Origin of the sequence: Thermobifida alba (assembly GCF_023208015.1) — a bacterium.
In the GTDB taxonomy this organism is placed as follows: domain Bacteria; phylum Actinomycetota; class Actinomycetes; order Streptosporangiales; family Streptosporangiaceae; genus Thermobifida; species Thermobifida alba.
Genome location: NZ_CP051627.1, coordinates 878,226 through 896,645 on the forward strand (window position 1 = coordinate 878,226; position 18,420 = coordinate 896,645).

Here is an 18,420-nt window from a genome sequence, read left to right on the forward strand (position 1 = left end):
GCCGCCCGCTCAGTCCGCCGTGCCGCCGGGAGCGGGCGCTTCGGCGCCGCGGCCGCGCGCGTACAGCCGGGCCACCACGTCCTCGATGTCGGGCTCGCGCAGCGTCAGGTCGGCCACGGCGTGGGACCGGGAGAGGGCCGCGATCACCTCCGCCGGGTTGGCCGACAGCTCCAGCCACTGGCGCGGCCCCTCGACACGCACCGTGCGCGCCCCCGCGACCTCGACCGGGTCGGCCGGGGCCGCCAGGTCCACCACCAGGACGCGCGGCGTGGGCGCGGTGGCCCGCAGCCCGTCCAGGCCGCCGTCGAAGACCAGCCGGCCGTGGTCGATCACCACCACCCGGCGGCACAGCCGCTCCACGTCGCCCAGGTCGTGCGTGGTCAGCAGGATCGTGGTGCCCCGTTCGGCGTTGCGGCGCAGCAGGAACTCCCGGATCGCGGACCTGCTCACCACGTCCAGCCCGATCGTCGGCTCGTCCAGCACCAGCAGGCCGGGGTCGTGCAGCAGCGCCGCCGCGAGGTCGCCGCGCATGCGCTGGCCCAGGCTGAGCTGGCGCACCGGGGTGCCCAGGAACGGCCCCAGGTCCAGCAGGTCGACCAGTTCGGCCAGCCGGGCGGAGTGGGTCGCGGCGTCCACCCGGTACAGGTGGCGGGTCAGGGCGAGGCTGTCGCGCAGCGGCAGGTCCCACCACAGCGCCGTCCGCTGCCCGAACACCACGCCGACGCGCGCGGCCAGCCGGGTGCGGTGCCGGGCCGGCTCCAGGCCGCACACCCGCAGCCGCCCCCGGGTGGGGGTGAGGACGCCGGTGAGCATCTTCATCGTGGTGGACTTGCCCGCCCCGTTGGGGCCCAGGTAGCCGACGATCTCGCCGGGGGCCACCGAGAACGTCACGTCGTGCACCGCGTTCACCCGCTCGCGTCTGCGGCGCAGCAGCGGACCGGTGGTGCGGACGAAGTCGCGGCCCAGGCCGCGGGCGTCGACGACGGGCTCCAAGGTCAACTCCCGGTGGATCGGTAGTGGCGCAGTCCCGCGCGCCAGGCCAGGGCGGCCAGGACGCATCCGAGCACGGCCACGGCGGGGCAGAGGTGGCGCAGTCCCGGCCACAGGCCCAGCGGGTCGGGCCGGTCGAGCAGGTACAGGGCGGGCTGGTAGCTGACGAAGGCCAGCGGCACCACGAAGGTCACCGCACGCACCACGGCGCGGGGGTAGAGCGACAGCGGGTACTCGGTCAGCGCCTGGCCGCCGTAGGTGACGGAGTGGGCGAGCTGCCGCGCCTCGGTGACGAAGAACTGCAGGCACGCCCCGGCCAGCCAGACCGCGCAGCACAGGGCGGTGCCCGAGGCGAGCAGGACGGCCAGCGCGGCGACGCGCCCGGCCGTCCACTCCACGCCCGCCGAGGCCAGGCCGACCGCCAGCGCGGCCACGCCGGGCACGACCGAGCCGACCCGCCGCGGGGAGAAGCCGTCGGTGGCCAGCTGCACCAGCGGGGCGACCGGGCGCACCAGCATGACGTCGAAGGAGCCGTCGCGGATGTGCTCCCCGAGCCGTTCGGTGTTGCCCAACAGCAGGTCGGCCGTCCGGAACGAGGTCACGGCCAGCCCGTAGACCAGCAGCGCCTCGGCCAGGGTGAAGCCGCCGAGCGCCTCGGTGTGCCCGAACACGAAGAGCAGGGCCACCAGTTCGGAGCCGATCGCGCCGAGCTGGGCCAGTGTCAGCAGCGTCAGCGACACCGGGTACTGCGCGGCGGCGCGGCACCACGCCCACACCAGCAGCGCGTAGGGGGCCAGGACGCGGTCAACCACCCTGGACCACCACCCTGCGCCTGGCCCGCGCCCCCAGCACCGCGCCCAGCACCAGCAGCGCCGCGGCCCACAGCGCCTGGTGGAGCAGGCCGACCGCGGTGCCGGTGCGGCCCAGGAACACCTCGGCGGGGATCTGCACCAGCGCCGCCCACGGCAGCAGGCGCAGCACCGCGGCCGCGGCGTCGGGAAACAGGGTGAGCGGCAGCAGCATGCCGGAGCAGAACGGCCCCAGCAGCCAGCCGACGGACTCCACGCCCCTGCTGTCGCCCAGCCAGAACGCGCTCAGCGCGTACAGGTGGCGCAGCCCGAACCCGACCAGCGCGGCCAGCACGGCGGAGGCCGGCAGGACGGCCCAGCGCAGCGGGTCGGCGGGCAGCGGCAGCGCGAACAGCACCGCGCCGGAGGCGAACGTGGGAACGCTGCGGACCAGCAGGCCGAACACGGCGCGGCCCAGGTCCTGGGCGAGCCACCAGAGCAGGGGGTCGACCGGACGCAGCAGGTCCGCGGCGACCGACCCGTCACGGACGCGTCCGCCCACGTCCAGTGGCGGGCCGAAGATCGCGGTGACGCCGATCAGCGCCTGGGCGACGAACACCTGGGTGACGGCGTCGGCGGCGGTGTAGCCGTTGATGCGGGGGCGCGCGTCGAACACCGCCAGCAGGACCAGGGCGTTGACCACGCCGAAGACGCAGTTGACGACGATGGCGGAGAGGGTCGCCGCCCGGTAGGTGGAATGGCGGCGCAGCCCGAGGGCGAACACCGCGCAGAAGACCCGCACGTGCCGTACTCCTTGGAAGACCTCTTGACAAGGGAAGGGGCACGTCCCTGCGCGGAGCGCAGCAGGTCCGGGTCGCCGCGGGCGAAGATCCTAGCACGTCCCGGAGGAGGACGGAGATGGCTGACCGGAACGGGTTGGACACCCTGCGTGAGGGGCGGTGGGCGGGGCGGGACCGGAGAGGGAAGGCAGGGGAAGGCTCCCGCCCGGGCTCAGGGGCCGGCCTGGGTGACCAGTTCGTCCAGGTAGCAGGCGGCCTCGCGCAGCGCGCCGTCGGCGTCGCCCGCGTGGATGGCGTCGGCCAGCCGCTGGTGGTCCAGGGCGGGGTCCTCGGTGAGGGCCTCGGGGGCCTCCTCGTACACCGTGTGCGCGATGCTCTCGTAGACGGCCTGGGCGATGTCGTCGTACAGCTCGATGAGCAGCGAGTTGTGCGTGGCCGCCACCACCGCCTTGTGGAAGGCGAAGTCGGCCTCGACGAACGCCTGCATGTCGCGGGAGCGCCAGGCGGCCAGCCGCTCGCCCATCGCGGTGTCGATGGCGGCGAGGTCGTCGTCGGTGTGGCGGAGCGCGGCCAACCGGGCGGCCTCCAGTTCCAGGGCGCGGCGTACCTCGAAGTTCTCCCGCAGTTCGGAGCGTTTGAGGCGGCGGCGCAGCGCGCCGCCCAGTTCGCTGGAGGCGCGCACGAAGGTGCCCGCCCCCTGGCGGATCTCCAGCAGGCCGGTGTGGGCGAGCGCCCGTACGGCCTCGCGTACGGTGTTGCGGCCGACTTCGAGCTGGTCGGACAGTTCGGCCTCGGTGGGGATGCGGTCGCCGATCGACCACTCGCCCGAGTCGATCTGCGCTTTCAGCTGGGTGATGACCTGGTCGACAAGTCCGGTGCGACGCGTCGAGGCGAGGGGCACGCGCTACCTCCTAGGGGATGTCCGTTACCGCGGGAGCTTAGACCAAGTCTCTCGCGGGGAGTGGCTCTTGGCGACCGGTACGTTACCCTCTAGAAGATATCCGATCATCCTATCAATCGGGGGAGCGTGTGACGCCGAGAACGGGGACGGCGCGCCGGGTGTGGTGGCTGCTGGCCGCAGGAGTGGTCCTGGCCGCGCTCAACCTGCGCACGGCGATCACCAGCGTCGGACCGCTGCTGGCGGAGATCACCGCCGAACTGCGGATGTCGCCGGCCACGGCCGGGCTGCTCACCACGCTGCCGGTGCTGTGCTTCGCGGCCTTCGGCGCGCTCACCCCCGCCCTGCTGCGCCGCTGGGGCGAGCACCGCGTGCTGCTCTCCTCCCTGGTCGCGCTCACCGCGGGCCTGGCCGGCCGGGTCCTGGTCGGCGACCAGTGGCTGTTCCTGGCGCTGAGCTCCCTGGCGCTGGCCGGCGGCGCGGTCGGCAACGTGCTGCTGCCCACCCTGGTCAAACAGCACTTCCCGGACCGGGTGGGGGCGCTGACCGCCGCCTACACCACCGCGATGGCGCTGGGCACCACCGCGGCGGCCGCCGCCACCGTCCCCGTCGCCACCGCCTTCGGCGGCGACTGGCGCCCCGCGCTGGGCGGCTACGCCCTGCTCGGCCTGGTCGCGGCCGTGCCCTGGATCGCGGCGCTGCGCCACGAGCCGCCACGGGACGCGCGGGACCGGGCGATGAGCGTGCGCGCGGTCCTGGGCACCGCCCTGGGCTGGCAGAGCGTCCTGTTCTTCGCCACCCAGTCGGCCGTCGCCTACATCATGTTCGGCTGGTTCGCGCACCTGCTGCGCGACCACGGCATGCCCGCCCCCGAGGCCGGCCTGGTGCTGTCGTACCTGACGGCGCTGTCGATCCCCGCCTCGCTGGCGGTGCCCGCGCTGGTGGCCCGGCTGCGCAACCAGTGGCCCCTGGTCGCCCTCTTCGTCCTCTGCTACCTGGTCGGATTCGCCGGACTGCTCACGGCCCCGGTCGGCGGCGCGTGGCTGTGGGCCACCCTCATCGGAACGGGCATGGCCTCCTTCCCCCTGGCGCTGACCTTCTTCGGACTGCGCGCCCGCAGCCCGCAGGGCACCGCGGCGCTGTCGGCCGCCACCCAGGGCGTCGGCTACCTGCTGGCCGGGACCGGGCCGCTCCTCTTCGGCCTGCTGCGGGAGGCCAGCGGGGACTGGCGGCTGTCGATCGCCCTGCTGGTGGTGCTCGCGCTGACCCACGGCGGCTGCGGCGTGCTCCTCAGCCGCCCCCGCCACATCGAGGGGGCCGTGGGGGGCGAGCCGGTCGCCGCGGGCCGCTGAGCCGACTCAGGCGCCGGGCAGCCAGTCGAGGCGGCCGATGAGGTACACCGAGCCCACGAACGCCACGACGTCGATCAGCGCGTGCGCCACCACCAGCGGCATGACCCGGCCGAAGCGGCGGTGGAACCAGCAGAACACCAGCCCCATCACCAGGTTGCCGACGAACATGCCCACCCCCTGGTAGAGGTGGTAGAAGGCGCGCAGCACCGCGGAGGCCGCCGCCGCGCGCACCGGCGACCAGCCGAGCCGCTCCAGCCGCAGCAGCAGGTAGCCGACCACGACGACCTCCTCCAGCACGCCGTTCTTGACCGCCTGCAGGACCAGGACCGCGTGCTGCCACCAGTGCCCGTGCAGGGTGCTCGGCGCGATGGGGCGGTTGACGCCCAGCTGCACCGACACCAGGTAGACCACCAGGCCGCCCAGGCCGATGCCCGCGGCCAGCAGGACGCCCCAGCCCAGGTCGAAACCGGGGCGGCGCAGGTCGAAGCCGATCGTCCGGGCCGACTCGCCGGACCGGTGCAGCAGGTACAGCACCAGGGCCACCGGGGCGAACGCGAACAGCAGCCGGTACAGCTGCCAGGACAGGTCCAGCCAGGGGCGTTCGGCGTCGGCGGCCGAGGTCACCAGGCTCGCGGTCTGCTCGGAGAGGGCCGCCGGCGCGGTGAGCGCACCGACGAAGGAGATCGTCGCGGCCACCGCCGAGGCGCCCAGCGACAGGGCCAGGACGCAGCAGACCTCCACCCAGAGCGTCCGGCGCGTCGGCGGGGCGGGGGCGCTCGGGGCGGAGGGGGAGCCGTCGGCGGGGTTCAGGGTCGGTTCGGCCATGCCCGAATTCTGCCAGCGGAGCCGACGGGGCGGCCGCGGCGCCGGGGCCGGAAACGGAGAGGGCCGCCGGCCCCGCGGGTGACACGGGAACCGCGGGGCCGGCGGCGGGACGTCCGTCCCACCCGCGCCCCAGCCACGAAAGCGGGGGCGGGACGGACGTCGGGGGAAGACCGCGACGTCAGTGAGCCGCTGAGCGCCGGTCTTCCTCGGGGGGAGGGAGGTCCGGGGGCCGCCGGCCCCGCGGGTGACACGGGAGCCGCAGGGCCGGCGGCGGGACGTCCGTCCCACCCGCGCCCCAGCCACGAAAGCGGGGGCGGGACGGACGTCGGGGGAAGACCGCGACGTCAGTGAGCCGCTGAGCGCCGGTCTTCCTCGGGGGGAAGGTCTGGGGGCGCACCGGGCGGGGGAGGGGCCGCCCGGTGCGCGGGGGACGGGGAATTAGTGGAACTGCTCCTCTTCGGTGGACCCGGCCAGCGCCGTGGTGGAGGCGTCCGGCGAGATCGTGGTGCTGATCAGGTCGAAGTAGCCGGTGCCGACCTCGCGCTGGTGGCGGGTGGCGGTGTAGCCGTCGGACTCGGCGGCGAACTCCGCCTCCTGGAGCTCGACGTAGGCGCTCATGCCGCTGGCCGCGTAGCCCTTGGCGAGGTTGAACATCGAGTAGTTGAGCGAGTGGAAGCCCGCCAGGGTGATGAACTGGAACTTGTAGCCCATGTGGCCGAGTTCGCGCTGGAACTTGGCGATGGTGGCGTCGTCCAGGTGGCGCTTCCAGTTGAAGGACGGCGAGCAGTTGTAGGCCAGCATCTGGTCGGGGTACTCGGCCTTGATCGCCTCGGCGAACTGGCGGGCCACCTCCAGGTCCGGCGTGGAGGTCTCCATCCACAGCAGGTCGGAGTGGGGCGCGTAGGCCAGGCCGCGGGCGATGCAGGCCTCCAGGCCGTTGCGGACCCGGTAGAAGCCCTCGGCGGTGCGCTCGCCGGTGATGAACGGCCGGTCGCGCCCGTCGACGTCGCTGGTGATCAGGGTGGCGGCCTGGGCGTCGGTGCGCGCGATGATCAGGCTGGGGACCCCGGCCACGTCGGCGGCCAGCCGCGCGGCGTTGAGGGTCTTGATGTGCTGGCCGGTGGGGATGAGGACCTTGCCGCCCAGGTGGCCGCACTTCTTCTCGGAGGCCAGCTGGTCCTCCCAGTGCACGCCCGCCGCGCCCGCGGCGATCATGGCCTTCATCAGCTCGTAGGCGTTGAGGACACCGCCGAAGCCGGCTTCGGCGTCGGCGACGATCGGCGCCAGCCAGTGCGGGGCGTTCTCGTCGCCCTCGGACCAGGAGATCTGGTCGGCGCGCAGCAGCGCGTTGTTGATCCGGCGCACGACCTGCGGGACCGAGTTGGCCGGGTAGAGGCTCTGGTCGGGGTAGGTGTGCCCGGACAGGTTGGCGTCGGCGGCGACCTGCCAGCCCGACAGGTAGATGGCCTTGAGGCCGGCGCGGACCTGCTGGACGGCCTGGTTGCCGGTGAGCGCGCCGAGGGCGTTGATGTAGTCCTCGGTGTGCAGCAGGTTCCAGAGGCGCTCCGCGCCGAGACGGGCCAGCGTGTGCTCCTCGGTGACCGAGCCGCGCAGCCGGATCACGTCCTCGGCGGAGTAGGTCCGCTCGATGCCCTTCCAGCGCGGGTCGGTCTCCCACTGCCTCTGGAGAGCCGCGCTGGCTTCCTGCTGACGACCGGTGATGCTCATGGTCTTCCCGCCTTACGAGTCTGATCCCCTGGTAAGTCCACCGGCTGGAGAGCCCCCACGTCAGGTGGTGCGGTTCGCGGTTCGTTCCCCGCCGGTGATCACCATTCTTCGCAAACTTCCACGGTTCTTCGAGCCGGATTCGGGTGAAGATTTGCAGTTTTTTCCCTATGATGAACGCATGCCGTACTTTGGGACTGAAGAAATACCGACTTTGCCGGGTGACCTAGATCTCGTCACCTTTGGCCAGCGACTCCGGCATCTTCGCCGTTCCCGCAACATGACACTGGCTGAGCTGGGAGAACGCGTGGGACGCGCGCCGTCGCAGCTGTCACTGCTGGAGAACGGCAAGCGGGAGCCCAAGCTCTCCCTGCTCACCGCGCTGGCCAAGGTGCTGGACGTCTCGGTGGAGGAGCTGCTCTCCCGCCAGCCCCCCAGCCGCCGCGCCCAGCTGGAGATCACGCTGGAGGAGGCCCAGCGGGACCCGCTGTACCAGTCCCTCAACCTGCCCCACCTCAAGGTCGGCAAGCGGGTGCCCAACGACGTGCTGGAGCACATCGTCGGCCTGTACGAGGAGCTGAAGCGGCGCGAGACCAAGCCGACCACCACCCCGGAGGAGGCCCGCCGCGCCAACGCCGACCTGCGCCGCCTGATGAGCGAGCGCGACAACTACTTCCCCGAGATCGAGAAGGCCGCCCAGCAGACCCTGGACGCGGTGGGCTACCGCGGCGGCGCGCTGTCGCAGGGGATGATCCTGTCGATGGTCGCCCACCACGGGTTCACCCTGCGCTACGTCCCCGACCTGCCGCGCTCGGTGCGCTCGGTCACCGACACCCGCAACCGCCGCATCTACCTCAAGCGCGAGTCGCTGGGCATGCACACGCCCCGCACCATCCTGCTGCAGACGCTGGGGCACTTCGTGCTCGGCCACACCCCGCCCCGCGACTTCGCCGACTTCCTGCGCCAGCGGGTGGAGGCCAACTACTTCGCCGCCGCGGTGCTGATCCCCGAGTCCACCGCCGTGCCGTTCCTGGCCGACGCCAAGCAGGTGCGCGACCTGTCGGTGGAGGACCTGCGCGACGTCTACGCCGTCTCCTACGAGATGGCCGCGCACCGGTTCACCAACCTGGCCACCCGCCACCTCGACCTCGTCTGCCACTTCATCCGCAACGACGAGACCGGCATCATCTACAAGGCGTACCAGAACGACGGGCTGATCTTCCCCACCGACGACACCGGCGCGGTGGAGGGCCAGCGGCTGTGCCGCTACTGGTCGGGACGGCAGGTCTTCGCCTCGCCCGACCGCTACTCCATCTACTACCAGTACACCGACAAGCCCAACGGCACCCACTGGTGCGTGGCGCACGTCGACCCCAGCCGGGAGCGCAACTTCGCGATCACCCTGGGCGTGCCCTACAAGGAGTCGCGCTGGTTCCGCGGCCGGGAGACCACCAACCGCACCAAGTCGGAGTGCCCGGTCGGCGAGTGCTGCGTGCGGCCGCCCTCGGAGCTGGCCTCCCGCTGGGAGGGCAACGTCTGGCCCTCGGCGCGCGCCCACTCCCACGTCCTGGCCGCGCTGCCCACCGGCCAGTTCCCCGGGGTCGACGAGACCGACGTCTACACCTTCCTGGAGAAGTACGAGATCGCCTAGTCCGCGGGCGGAGGAGGAAGTCGGGGGTGGTTCCGGCAGGCGCCGGAGCCACCCCCGTGTCATGACCCCGAACACATGTTACCGTTGGTAACACCTGTTGTCCACACCCCTCGGAGGACACCGACATGAGCGACGAGACGCCCGCGCCGACGTTCAGCCTCGAACTGGGCGAGGACCTGCGCGAGGTCCGCGACTGGGTGCACGCCTTCGCCCGCGACGTCATCCGCCCCGCCGCCGCGGAGTGGGACGAACGGGAGGAGACCCCCTGGCCGATCCTGCAGGAGGCCGCCAAGATCGGCCTGTACTCCCTCGACTTCTTCGCCAGCCAGATGTTCGACCCCAGCGGCGTGGCCATCCCCGTCGTCTACGAGGAGCTGTACTGGGGCGACCCCGGCATCGCGCTGTCGCTGACCGGCACCACGCTGGCCGCGGTGGCCGTCACCGCCAACGGCACCCAGGAGCAGGTCCTGGAGTGGACCCCGGAGATGTTCGGCACCCCCGACGACGTGCGGCTGGGCGCCTTCTGCTCCTCCGAGCCCGACGCGGGCAGCGACGTCGGCGCGATCCGCACCCGCGCCGTCTACGACGAGGCCACCGACGAGTGGGTGCTCAACGGGACCAAGACCTGGATCACCAACGGCGGCATCGCCGACGTCCACGTGGTCGTGGCCTCCGTCGACCCCGAACTGGGCTCGCGCGGCCAGGCCAGCTTCGTCGTCCCGCCCCGCACCAAGGGGCTGTCCCAGGGGCAGAAGTTCCGCAAGCACGGCATCCGCGCCTCGCACACCGCCGAGGTGATCCTCGACGACGTGCGCGTGCCCGGCCGCTGCCTGCTCGGCGGCAAGGAGAGACTGGACGAGCGCCTGGCCCGCGCCCGCGAGGGCCGCCGCTCCGGCGGACAGGCCGCGATGAAGACCTTCGAGGCGTCCCGCCCCGCCGTCGGCGCGATGGCGGTGGGCTGCGCCCGCGCCGCCTACGAGTACACCCTCGACTACGTCCGCCAGCGCGAGCAGTTCGGCCGGCCGCTCGGCGACAACCAGGCGGTCGCCTTCACCCTCGCCGACATGGCCACCCGCATCGACGCGGCCCGCCTGCTGGTGTGGCGGGCCTCCTGGATGGCCAGCCGGGGCAAGGACTTCGCCCAGGCCGAGGGCTCCATGAGCAAGCTGTTCGCCAGCGAGACCGCCACCTGGGTCACCCAGAACGCCATCCGCCTGCTCGGCGGCAACGGCTACACCCGCGAGTACCCGGTGGAGCGCTGGCACCGCGACGCCACGATCTTCACCATCTTCGAGGGCGCCTCCGAGATCCAGCGCCTCATCATCGGCCGCACCATCACCGGCCTGCCGCTGCGCTGACGTCTTCGCCGTTCGGCGGGGTGCAGCGGGGTGCGACGGCCGGGAAGCGGAACCGGATCCGGTCGTTCCGGCCGGTCCCCGCCGTGTCCGGGACGGGGGCCGACGCTCTTCGGCCGACAGGAGAACGGCCCCGCAGGGCGGAGGGGACCCTGCGGGGCCGTCGCTGCCCCCTTCCCCGGACCGCCGGCGGGGAGGGATTGCGGTCCGGCCGCTCCGGAGCGATCTGCGGCCGCCGTGCGCGGCTTCCTGCGCAGAGCCGGAAACGGCGGACCGGAAATACACGCGTCCGCCGACCGATCCGGAGTTCCGGCCCCACCGCGGGTCACCGCTGGCTAGCATTGCGCCATGCCGAACGAGTCCCGCCATTCCTGGATGAAGACGACCTTCCCCGCCCCCCGGGAGCTGCCCGAAGGCATCGACCCGAACGTCCCGAGCATCGCCCGCGCCTACGACTACTCCCTCGGCGGCAAGGACAACTTCCCCGTCGACCGCGCCCTGGTCGACCAGATGGAGGCCCGCTACCCCGGCGTCAAAGAGGTCTCGATCCAGAACCGCAGGACCCTGGTCCGCCTGGCCCGCCACATGGCCGAACAGGGCATCACGCAGTTCATCGACCTCGGCTCGGGCCTGCCCACCGCGCAGAACACCCACCAGGTCGTGCAGCAGGTCAACCCCGACTGCCGGGTCGTCTACATCGACAACGACCCCGTGGTGCTGGCCCACGGCCGCGCGCTGCTGGCCGAGAACGAGAACACGGCCGTGACCACCGCCGACTTCCTCCGCCCCGACGAGGTGCTCGACACCCCCGAGGTGAAGCGGCTCATCGACCTGGACCAGCCGGTGGGGCTGATGCTGATCGCGATCCTGCACCACATCCCGGACGAGGCCGACCCCGCTGGGCTGGTGCGCCGCTACGTCGACGCCCTGCCCGCGGGCAGCATGGTGGCCATCACCTCCTGGGCCTACACCGGCCTGCAGGTGCAGAAGGAGATCACCGACATGGCGCGCGAGGCCCTGGGGGTCGGCTACGCCCGCAGCCGGGAGGAGATCCGGGCGTTCTTCGGCGACCTCGAACTGGTCGAGCCCGGGCTGGTGTTCCACGCGCTGTGGCGCCCCGACACCCCGGTCGACCCCGACAACCTCAACCCCTACCAGCAGTTCATGCTGGCGGGCCTGGGCGTCAAGCGCTGACGCCGCCCCCGCCCGGGCCGGGACGGGGCCCGGTCCGGGCCCGCGGGTGTGAGAGTGTGTCAGCCGGGCACCACCGGTGGACAGCACCCCCGTCCGGGAGAAGGGAGGCAGCGGCGCCGCCCCGCCCAGAGTGCGCCGCGCACGCGATGACCGAGCACTCCGGCCGCGACACCGAACTCACCGTCGCCGCCCGGTTCAACGGCCCGCCCGACTCCGCCAACGGCGGCTACCTCTCGGGCCTCCTCGCCCAGCACGTCGACGCCCCCGCCGTCCGCGTCCGCCTGCACCAGCCGCCGCCGCTGCGGACCCCGATGCCGGTGCGCCGCGCTCCCGGAGGCGGCGTCCGCCTGCTGCTCGGCGAGGACACGGTCGCCGAGGCGGTTCCCGCGCCGGTGCCGGCGCGGCGGATCGAACCGGTGCCGCTCGCCGAGGCCGAACGTGCGAGCGCGGGCTACCGCGGCCGCCACGGCCACCCCTTCCCCACCTGCTTCGTGTGCGGGCCCGCGCGGCGGGTTGGCGACGGGCTGCGCCTGTTCGCCGGGCCGCTGGACGACGAGGCGCGGACGGACACGGTGGCCTGCGCGTGGACGCCGGGAGCGGACCCCGCGGGAGTCCCGCTGGCCTGGGCCGCGCTCGACTGCCCGGGCGGCTGGTCGGTCGACATCACCGGGCGCCCCATGCTGCTCGGACAGCTGACCGCGGCCGTGTTCGCCGTCCCCCGCCCGGGAGAGCCCCACGTGGTACTGGGCCGCCTGCTCGGCGTCGAGGGGCGCAAGGTCCACACCGCCAGCGCCCTCTACGACACCGCGGGCGCCGAACTGGCCCGCGCCGAGGCCGTGTGGATCCGCCTCCGGCAGCCCTGAGACGGCGATTCCGTTCACCTGGGAGTCGGATGGGAATCCGGTAACGGTACGATCTCGATCAGTTTCGCCGTCGACCGCACCGGGTGCCTCCATGACCGTCCAGACCTCCTACGCTTCTCGACCGTCCGCGCCGCGACGCTCCGTGACCGGTGCCACACCGGTGGAGACGGCCTGGCTCGACGTGGCCCGGATCGCGGCCATCACGGCCGTGGTCCTGCTGCACGCCGTCGCCGTGGTCGTCACCCGCGACCACACCGCGCTGGGCACGGCCACCTGGTGGACCGCCAACGTGGTGGACTCGGCGGTGCGCTGGTGCGTCCCGGTGTTCATCATGATCAGCGGGGCGCTGCTGCTCACCCCCCGGCGCGAGGGCCTGCGCGCCTTCTACCGGCGGCGGTTCAGCCGCATCGGAATCCCCCTGGCCGCCTGGAGCGCCTTCTACCTGTCCGTCGACCTGTTCGTGGAGCGGTGGAACGACTGGCCCGACGCGCTGCACCGGATCCTGGCCGGGCAGCCCGCGGTGCACCTGTACTTCCTGTTCGTACTCGCCGGGCTGTACGCGCTCACCCCCTTCCTGCGGGTCCTCACCGCCCACGCCCCGAGGCGCACCCTGTGGTGGGCGGCCGTCCTGACGACCGCCCTGGGCGTGGCGGACCAGGCGATCTCCGACCTCGCCGGGATCGGCGAGGCCAACGCGGTCACCCGCTTCCTGCCCTACCTCGGCTACTACCTCCTGGGACACCTGCTGCGCGGCACCGTCCTGGGACGGCGGGGCGTCTGGACCGCCGGCGCGGTCTTCGTCGCCTCCGTCGCCGCCACCGCCGGCCTGGTCGGCGCCACCGCCCTGGCCCACGGCGAATGGAACGCCCAGACCGCCTACGCCTACGACTACCTCTCACCGACCGTGCTGGCCATGTCCGTGGCACTGTTCCTGCTGTTCAAGCCGCTCACCGGACGCTGGCGGCGGCTCACCGCGCCCGACCGCGACACCACCGCGGCCCGCCGGCGGCTGCGCACGCTGGCCGACCTGAGCTTCGGCGTCTTCCTGGTGCACCTGATCCTGCTGCGGGAACTGCGCTCGTTCACCGGCATCCCCGACCACCCGGTCGCCATGGTCGCCACCGTGCTCGCCCAGACCGCCGCCGTGCTGGCCGCCAGCCTCCTCGCCACCGCCGTCCTCCGCCGGATCCCCGGGGTGCGCGCTACCGTGTGAGGGTGTGAGCCCCGATCCCGTAGTGCCGCCGGCGACCGCCCGGGGCGGGCGAGCCCTGCGCGGCCGCGACCCCCGCCGCCGGCGCGCCATCCTGGACGCCGCCGACGCCGTCATCCAGCGCGAAGGCCCCGACGCCCCCATGACCGCGATCGCGGCCGAGGCGGGGATCAGCAAACCCATCCTGTACCGCCACTTCGGGGACAAGAGCGGCCTGTACCGCGCCCTGGCCGAACGGCACGTCGACCCGCTCATGGAACGGGTCCGGGAGAAACTGCGGGAGCCCGCCGACCTGCGCCCGCGGGTGCGCGCCACCGTCGGAACCTACCTGCGGATGATCGGCGACAACCTCAACCTCTACCGCTTCCTGATGCACCGCGCCACTGCCGAGGACCCGCGCACCCGCGGCGACGTCGGCCTGATGGTGCGCCGCTTCGGCGAGGAGTTCGCCGAGACGCTGGTCGCCGAGCGGCACATCGCCGACCCGGTGCGCGCCCAGATCGTGGCGCACGCCGTCATCGGCATGGTCCAGGCCGCGGGGGAGTGGTGGCTGGACCACCCCGAGATCGCCTACGACGACGTCATCGAGGACCTGACCGAGGCCGTCGTGGGCGCCGTCACCGGCGGCGGGGCCCCGCACGCCGGGTGAAGCGCCGCCGGGACTTGACCTGGAGTGCACTCCAGCATCCAGGCTGTGGTCCATGACCGACTACTACACCCCCGGCGAGGTGGCCCAGCGGTTCGGGCTGAGCCTGGACACCCTGCGCTACTACGAGCGGGAGGGGCTGCTCACCCAGGTGGAGCGCGCCCCCTCCGGGCACCGCCGCTACCGCGCCGGCGACGTCGAACTGCTCGACCTGGTGCGCTGCCTGCGGGAGACCGACATGCCCATCGCCCGGCTGCGCGAGTTCGCCGAACTCGTCCGCGACGGCGACCACACGATTCCGCTGCGCGTCGAACTCCTGGAGGAGCACGACGCGCAGCTGACCGAGCGCATCGCCGAGCTGTGCCGCCGCCAGGAAGCCATCCGACACAAGATCGACTACTACCGGGGCGTGCTCGCCGAGCGCCGCCCGGACCAGGAGAAGGAGGAGGTGCGCTGATGCGCTACACGACCATCGGCAGCGGGGAGCGGGCCCGCCGGGTCAGCGCGATCTGCCTGGGCGCGATGAAGTTCGGCAGCGAGGTCGGCGAGGAGGACTCCTTCGCGATCCTGGACCGCTTCGTGGAACGGGGCGGCACCTTCGTCGACACCGCCAACAACTACCAGTTCTGGGTGGAGGGGTTCGTCGGGGACGAGAGCGAGACGCTGCTGGGCCGGTGGCGGGCCGCGCGCGGCGTCACCGACGAGGTCCTCGTCGCCACCAAGTTCGGCGGCCGGCCCCGCACCCCGGGGCGGGGACTGGAGGACGCCGAGGGCCTGTCCGCCGCCGCGGTGCGCGCCGCGGTCGAGGGCAGCCGCAAACGGCTCGGCATGGACCGCCTCGACCTGGTCTACCCGCACATCGAGGACCGCTCGGTGCCGCTGGAGGAGACCCTGGCGACGCTGGCCGAACTGGTCGACGAGGGGCAGGTGGGACTGCTCGGCGCCAGCAACCACCGGGCCTGGCGGCTGGAGCGGGCGCGCGCCCTCAGCGACGCCCGCGGCTGGCCCCGCTACGAGGTCGCCCAGCTGCGCTACAGCTACCTGCAGCCCCGCTTCGACGTTCCGCTGCCCCAGGCGGGGCACATGCACGCCACTGTCGACCACCTCGACCACATCGTCCAGGAGAACCGGGACGGCCGTCCGCTGGCGCTGGTCGCCTACACCTCCCTGCTCTACGGCGCCTACGTGCGCCCCGACCGGGAGCTGTCGCCCCCCTACGCCCACCCCGGCACCGAGGCGCGCCGGGCCGCGCTGCGCGAGGTCGCCGCGGAGTGCGGGGCCACCGCCAACCAGGTGGTGCTGGCCTGGCTGATGGGCGGCGACCCCGCGGTCATCCCGCTGGTGGGGGTCAGCACGGTCGCCCAGCTCGACGAGGCGCTGGACGCGGCCGACCTGGAGTTGACCGCCGAGCAGCGGGCCCGCCTCGACACGGCGGGCTGAGTCCGGCCCCGGTCCCTCCCCGGGACCGGGGGACCGCCGCGCCCCGCGGCCGGACCCCGCGGGCCGGTCGGGCGGCCCGCCCCGGCGGGGAGGCGGCGGTGGCCGCCCCGCGGGGGCGCTCCGGGGCCTAGTCCGCGTCCGCCAACCGCTTCAGCACCGGCGGCAGCGGCCCCTCGTGCACCACGGTGAGGCGGCGGGTCGCCCGCGTGATCGCGACGTAGAGGTCGCGGCCGCCCTGCGGGGCCGCGGCGACGATCCCCGCGGGGTCGACCACGACCACCGCGTCGAACTCCAGCCCCTTGGCCTGGACGGGGGTGAGGACCGCCACGGGGGAGTCCAGGACGTCGGAGGCCGCGCCGAACACGGCGTCGGGCAGGGCGCGCCGCAGTTCTCCCAGGCGCGCGGCCGGCGCGATCACCGCCAGCCGCCCCGTGCCGACGGCCGCCGACTCCGCGGCGACCACGGGGGGCAGTTCGGCCGCCAGGGCCCCCTCGACCACCCGGACCGCGCGCGGCGGGGTGCCGCCGTCGCGCACCGACTCGGGCGGCTCCACGTCGGGGGCGACCTCGGCGAGGACGTCGGCGGCGACCGCCATGATCTCGGCGGGGGTGCGGTAGTTGACGGTCAGCCGCTCCTCCCGCCAGCGGCCGCCCAGGTGCGGGTCGAGCACCTGCGCCCACGAGCGCGCCCCGGCGGGGCTGCTGGTCTGCGCGATGTCGCCGACGACGGTCAGCGACCGGGTGGGGACCCGGCGCAGCACCGTGCGCCAGGCCATCGCCGACAGCTCCTGGGCCTCGTCCACGATGGCGTGCCCGTAGGCCCAGGTGCGGTCGGCGGCCGCGCGTTCGGCGGTGGTCAGGTGCGCCTCGGGGGCGCGGTGGCGTCCGGCCAGGATCGCGGCGTCGAGGAAGCCCCGGCCGGCCAGCCCGGTGATCTCCAGGACCCCCTGGGCGTAGCGTTCCTCGGCGCGCCGCAGCCGTTCGGCGGCGCGGGCCGCGGCCCGCGCCGCGGAGTCGTCCTCACCCAGCAGTTCGGCGGCCTCGTCCAGCAGCGGCACGTCCGCCACCGTCCACTCCGCGCCCGCGGGGCGCAGCAGCGCCCGCTCCTCCTCCCGCGACAGCCCGGCCGACCGCGCCGCGCGGTGCAGCCGGCCGGGATCGGCGAACAGGTCGGTGAGCAGCTGCTGCGGGGTCAGCAGCGGCCACACCTCGGCGAGCGCGGCGCGGACCGACTCCTCCTGCCGCAGCGCGGCCCGCGCGTAGCGCAGGTCCTCGTCGTCCAGGGGGCGCGACAACTGCCGGGCCTGGTCGCGGGCGAAGGCGGTGAGCAGCTCGGCCGCCACGGTCCGGTGGGCCGCGTTGTGCGGGCGGCGCAGGGCCCGCCCCCGGTCGCGGGCGCGCCGGCAGACCTCGCCGGGCACGTGCAGCGTCATGTCGTCGACGTGCGCGGTGATCCCGCGGCGCGGGGCGCGCTGGCGCCCGCGCACGGCGTGGCGCAGCAGGTCGGCCATGCGCGCGTCCCCCTTGACGCGCGCGGTCTCGGGGTCGGGTTCGTCGCGTGTGGCCGCCACGCCCGGGAACAGCTCGCCCAGGGTGGACAGCACCACGTCGGTCTCGCCGAGCGAGGGCAGCACCTGGCCGATGTAGCGCAGGAAGGTGGTGTTGGGGCCGACGACCAGCACGCCGCGGCGGGCCAGGACGCGGCGGTGCGTGTAGAGCAGGTAGGCCGCCCGGTGCAGCGCGGCCACGGTCTTGCCGGTTCCGGGGCCGCCCTGCACCACCAGCGCTCCGGGCAGCTCCGAGCGGATCACCCGGTCCTGCTCGGCCTGGATGGTGGCGACCACGTCGCCCATCCGTCCGGTGCGCTCGCGGCGCAGCGCCGCCAGCAGCGCGCCCTCGCCGACCAGGCCGCGGCGGTCGGATTCGGCCAGCCCGTCCAGGTCGAAGACCTCGTCGTCGAGGCCGAGGACCCGGCGGTCGCGGGTGTGCAGGTGGCGGCGGCGCACCAGGTTGCGGGGGCGGGCCGGGGTGGCGGTGTAGAAGGGGGCCGCGGCGGGGGCGCGCCAGTCGACCAGCAGCGGCTCGTGGTCGGCGTCGCGCAGGCCGATCCGGCCGATGTAGTAGGTCTCGCCGGCCTCGCCGTCGGCACCCGCCAGGTCGATCCGGCCGAAGCACAGGCCCCGCTCCACCCCCGACAGCTGGGACAGCCGGCGCGCCAGCTCGTCGGCCCGCACCTCCCGCTCCACCGCGGCCTGGCGGGTGCCCGTGCCGTGGGAGCCGAAGGTCGCGCGCAGCGCCCGCTCGGTCTCGGCGCGCACCTCGTCCAGCCGTGCGTACCGCAGGCGGAGCCGTTCCTGCTCGGCGGCGAGCTCGGCGGAGCGGGGATCGGCCGCGGAGCCGTCCGGTCCCGGCGAGACATCAGAGCCTTGACGAAGCTCCATGGCTATGGTAAACTCCTAAGTGAGGATTTCTATTCTCTCTTGGGAACGAGAGGGGAGCTTATCATTTCTCCGTGGGCTCCCCGAAACCCTGTGTCACGCGCTACACTGCTGCGCATGCGAACAGCACCGACTCGGCATCAGTGGTGGCGCCGCTCCTAGGCGGCGCTTGTGGTTCGCATTCCCGATGACCAGCGACCGCCCGGGCCGGCGGTCGTTTCTGCTGTCCGCGGTCCGGGTGTCGAC

At 73.6% G+C, this 18,420-nt stretch carries 16 protein-coding genes; 9 read left to right on the forward strand and 7 right to left on the reverse strand.

What is annotated here, in order from left to right:
- Positions 1-9: 9 nt before the first annotated feature.
- The 4 genes from FOF52_RS04050 to FOF52_RS04065 all read right to left on the reverse strand — a co-directional run bounded on the left by FOF52_RS04050 (position 10) and on the right by FOF52_RS04065 (position 3,479).
- Positions 10-999, reverse strand: coding sequence for an ABC transporter ATP-binding protein (locus FOF52_RS04050; RefSeq protein ID WP_248592490.1), 990 nt, complete (start codon positions 997-999; stop codon positions 10-12).
- The gene (locus tag FOF52_RS04055) at positions 996-1,802 is read right to left on the reverse strand and encodes an ABC transporter permease (protein ID WP_248592491.1); all 807 of its coding nucleotides are present in this window, start codon (positions 1,800-1,802) and stop codon (positions 996-998) included. Before FOF52_RS04055 ends, FOF52_RS04050 begins: the two co-directional genes overlap by 4 nt.
- Complete coding sequence (locus tag FOF52_RS04060) at positions 1,795-2,580, reverse strand: ABC transporter permease (protein ID WP_248592492.1); 786 nt, start codon at positions 2,578-2,580, stop codon at positions 1,795-1,797. Before FOF52_RS04060 ends, FOF52_RS04055 begins: the two co-directional genes overlap by 8 nt.
- Positions 2,581-2,789: 209 nt before the next feature.
- Positions 2,790-3,479, reverse strand: a complete 690-nt coding sequence (locus FOF52_RS04065) for a FadR/GntR family transcriptional regulator (protein WP_248592493.1) — start codon at positions 3,477-3,479, stop codon at positions 2,790-2,792.
- 128 nt (positions 3,480-3,607) lie between these two features.
- On the opposite strand from FOF52_RS04065, the gene FOF52_RS04070 reads away from it, so the two are divergent.
- Positions 3,608-4,828, forward strand: a complete 1,221-nt coding sequence (locus tag FOF52_RS04070) for an MFS transporter (protein WP_248592494.1) — start codon at positions 3,608-3,610, stop codon at positions 4,826-4,828.
- 6 nt (positions 4,829-4,834) lie between these two features.
- On the opposite strand, the gene FOF52_RS04075 is transcribed toward FOF52_RS04070, so the two are convergent.
- Both FOF52_RS04075 and aceA read right to left on the reverse strand, forming a co-directional pair.
- Positions 4,835-5,653, reverse strand: a complete 819-nt coding sequence (locus FOF52_RS04075) for a CPBP family intramembrane glutamic endopeptidase (RefSeq protein WP_248592495.1) — start codon at positions 5,651-5,653, stop codon at positions 4,835-4,837.
- A gap of 438 nt (positions 5,654-6,091) precedes the next feature.
- Positions 6,092-7,381 (reverse strand): isocitrate lyase, encoded by a 1,290-nt coding sequence (aceA, locus tag FOF52_RS04080; RefSeq protein ID WP_248592496.1) that lies wholly within the window; start codon positions 7,379-7,381, stop codon positions 6,092-6,094.
- A gap of 211 nt (positions 7,382-7,592) precedes the next feature.
- Here aceA and FOF52_RS04085 point away from each other — a divergent pair, with 211 nt between their 5' ends.
- From FOF52_RS04085 to FOF52_RS04120, 8 genes are all read left to right on the forward strand, one after another.
- Positions 7,593-9,029 (forward strand): helix-turn-helix transcriptional regulator, encoded by a 1,437-nt coding sequence (locus FOF52_RS04085; protein WP_248592497.1) that lies wholly within the window; start codon positions 7,593-7,595, stop codon positions 9,027-9,029.
- A 125-nt stretch (positions 9,030-9,154) separates the two neighbouring features.
- The gene (locus FOF52_RS04090; protein ID WP_248592498.1) at positions 9,155-10,387 is read left to right on the forward strand and encodes an acyl-CoA dehydrogenase family protein; all 1,233 of its coding nucleotides are present in this window, start codon (positions 9,155-9,157) and stop codon (positions 10,385-10,387) included.
- 345 nt (positions 10,388-10,732) lie between these two features.
- Positions 10,733-11,578: an SAM-dependent methyltransferase gene (locus tag FOF52_RS04095; RefSeq protein ID WP_232306814.1), complete on the forward strand. Its 846-nt coding sequence runs from the start codon at positions 10,733-10,735 to the stop codon at positions 11,576-11,578.
- Between the two features lie 146 nt (positions 11,579-11,724).
- Positions 11,725-12,441, forward strand: coding sequence for a hypothetical protein (locus FOF52_RS04100; RefSeq protein WP_248592499.1), 717 nt, complete (start codon positions 11,725-11,727; stop codon positions 12,439-12,441).
- Positions 12,442-12,532: 91 nt separating this feature from the next.
- Entirely contained in the window at positions 12,533-13,654 is a 1,122-nt protein-coding gene (locus FOF52_RS04105; RefSeq protein ID WP_248592500.1) for an acyltransferase, read from the forward strand.
- A gap of 4 nt (positions 13,655-13,658) precedes the next feature.
- Positions 13,659-14,300 carry a TetR/AcrR family transcriptional regulator gene (locus FOF52_RS04110; protein WP_248592501.1) on the forward strand — a complete coding sequence of 214 codons (642 nt, stop codon included), beginning with the start codon at positions 13,659-13,661 and terminating at the stop codon, positions 14,298-14,300.
- 52 nt (positions 14,301-14,352) lie between these two features.
- Positions 14,353-14,754 (forward strand): MerR family transcriptional regulator, encoded by a 402-nt coding sequence (locus FOF52_RS04115; protein WP_248592502.1) that lies wholly within the window; start codon positions 14,353-14,355, stop codon positions 14,752-14,754.
- The gene (locus FOF52_RS04120; protein WP_248592503.1) at positions 14,754-15,737 is read left to right on the forward strand and encodes an aldo/keto reductase; all 984 of its coding nucleotides are present in this window, start codon (positions 14,754-14,756) and stop codon (positions 15,735-15,737) included. The genes FOF52_RS04115 and FOF52_RS04120 overlap by 1 nt, the downstream gene beginning before the upstream one ends.
- 127 nt (positions 15,738-15,864) lie before the next feature.
- Here FOF52_RS04120 and FOF52_RS04125 read toward each other — a convergent pair whose 3' ends face one another.
- Complete coding sequence (locus tag FOF52_RS04125; protein ID WP_248592504.1) at positions 15,865-18,177, reverse strand: HelD family protein; 2,313 nt, start codon at positions 18,175-18,177, stop codon at positions 15,865-15,867.
- Positions 18,178-18,420 lie beyond the last annotated feature (243 nt).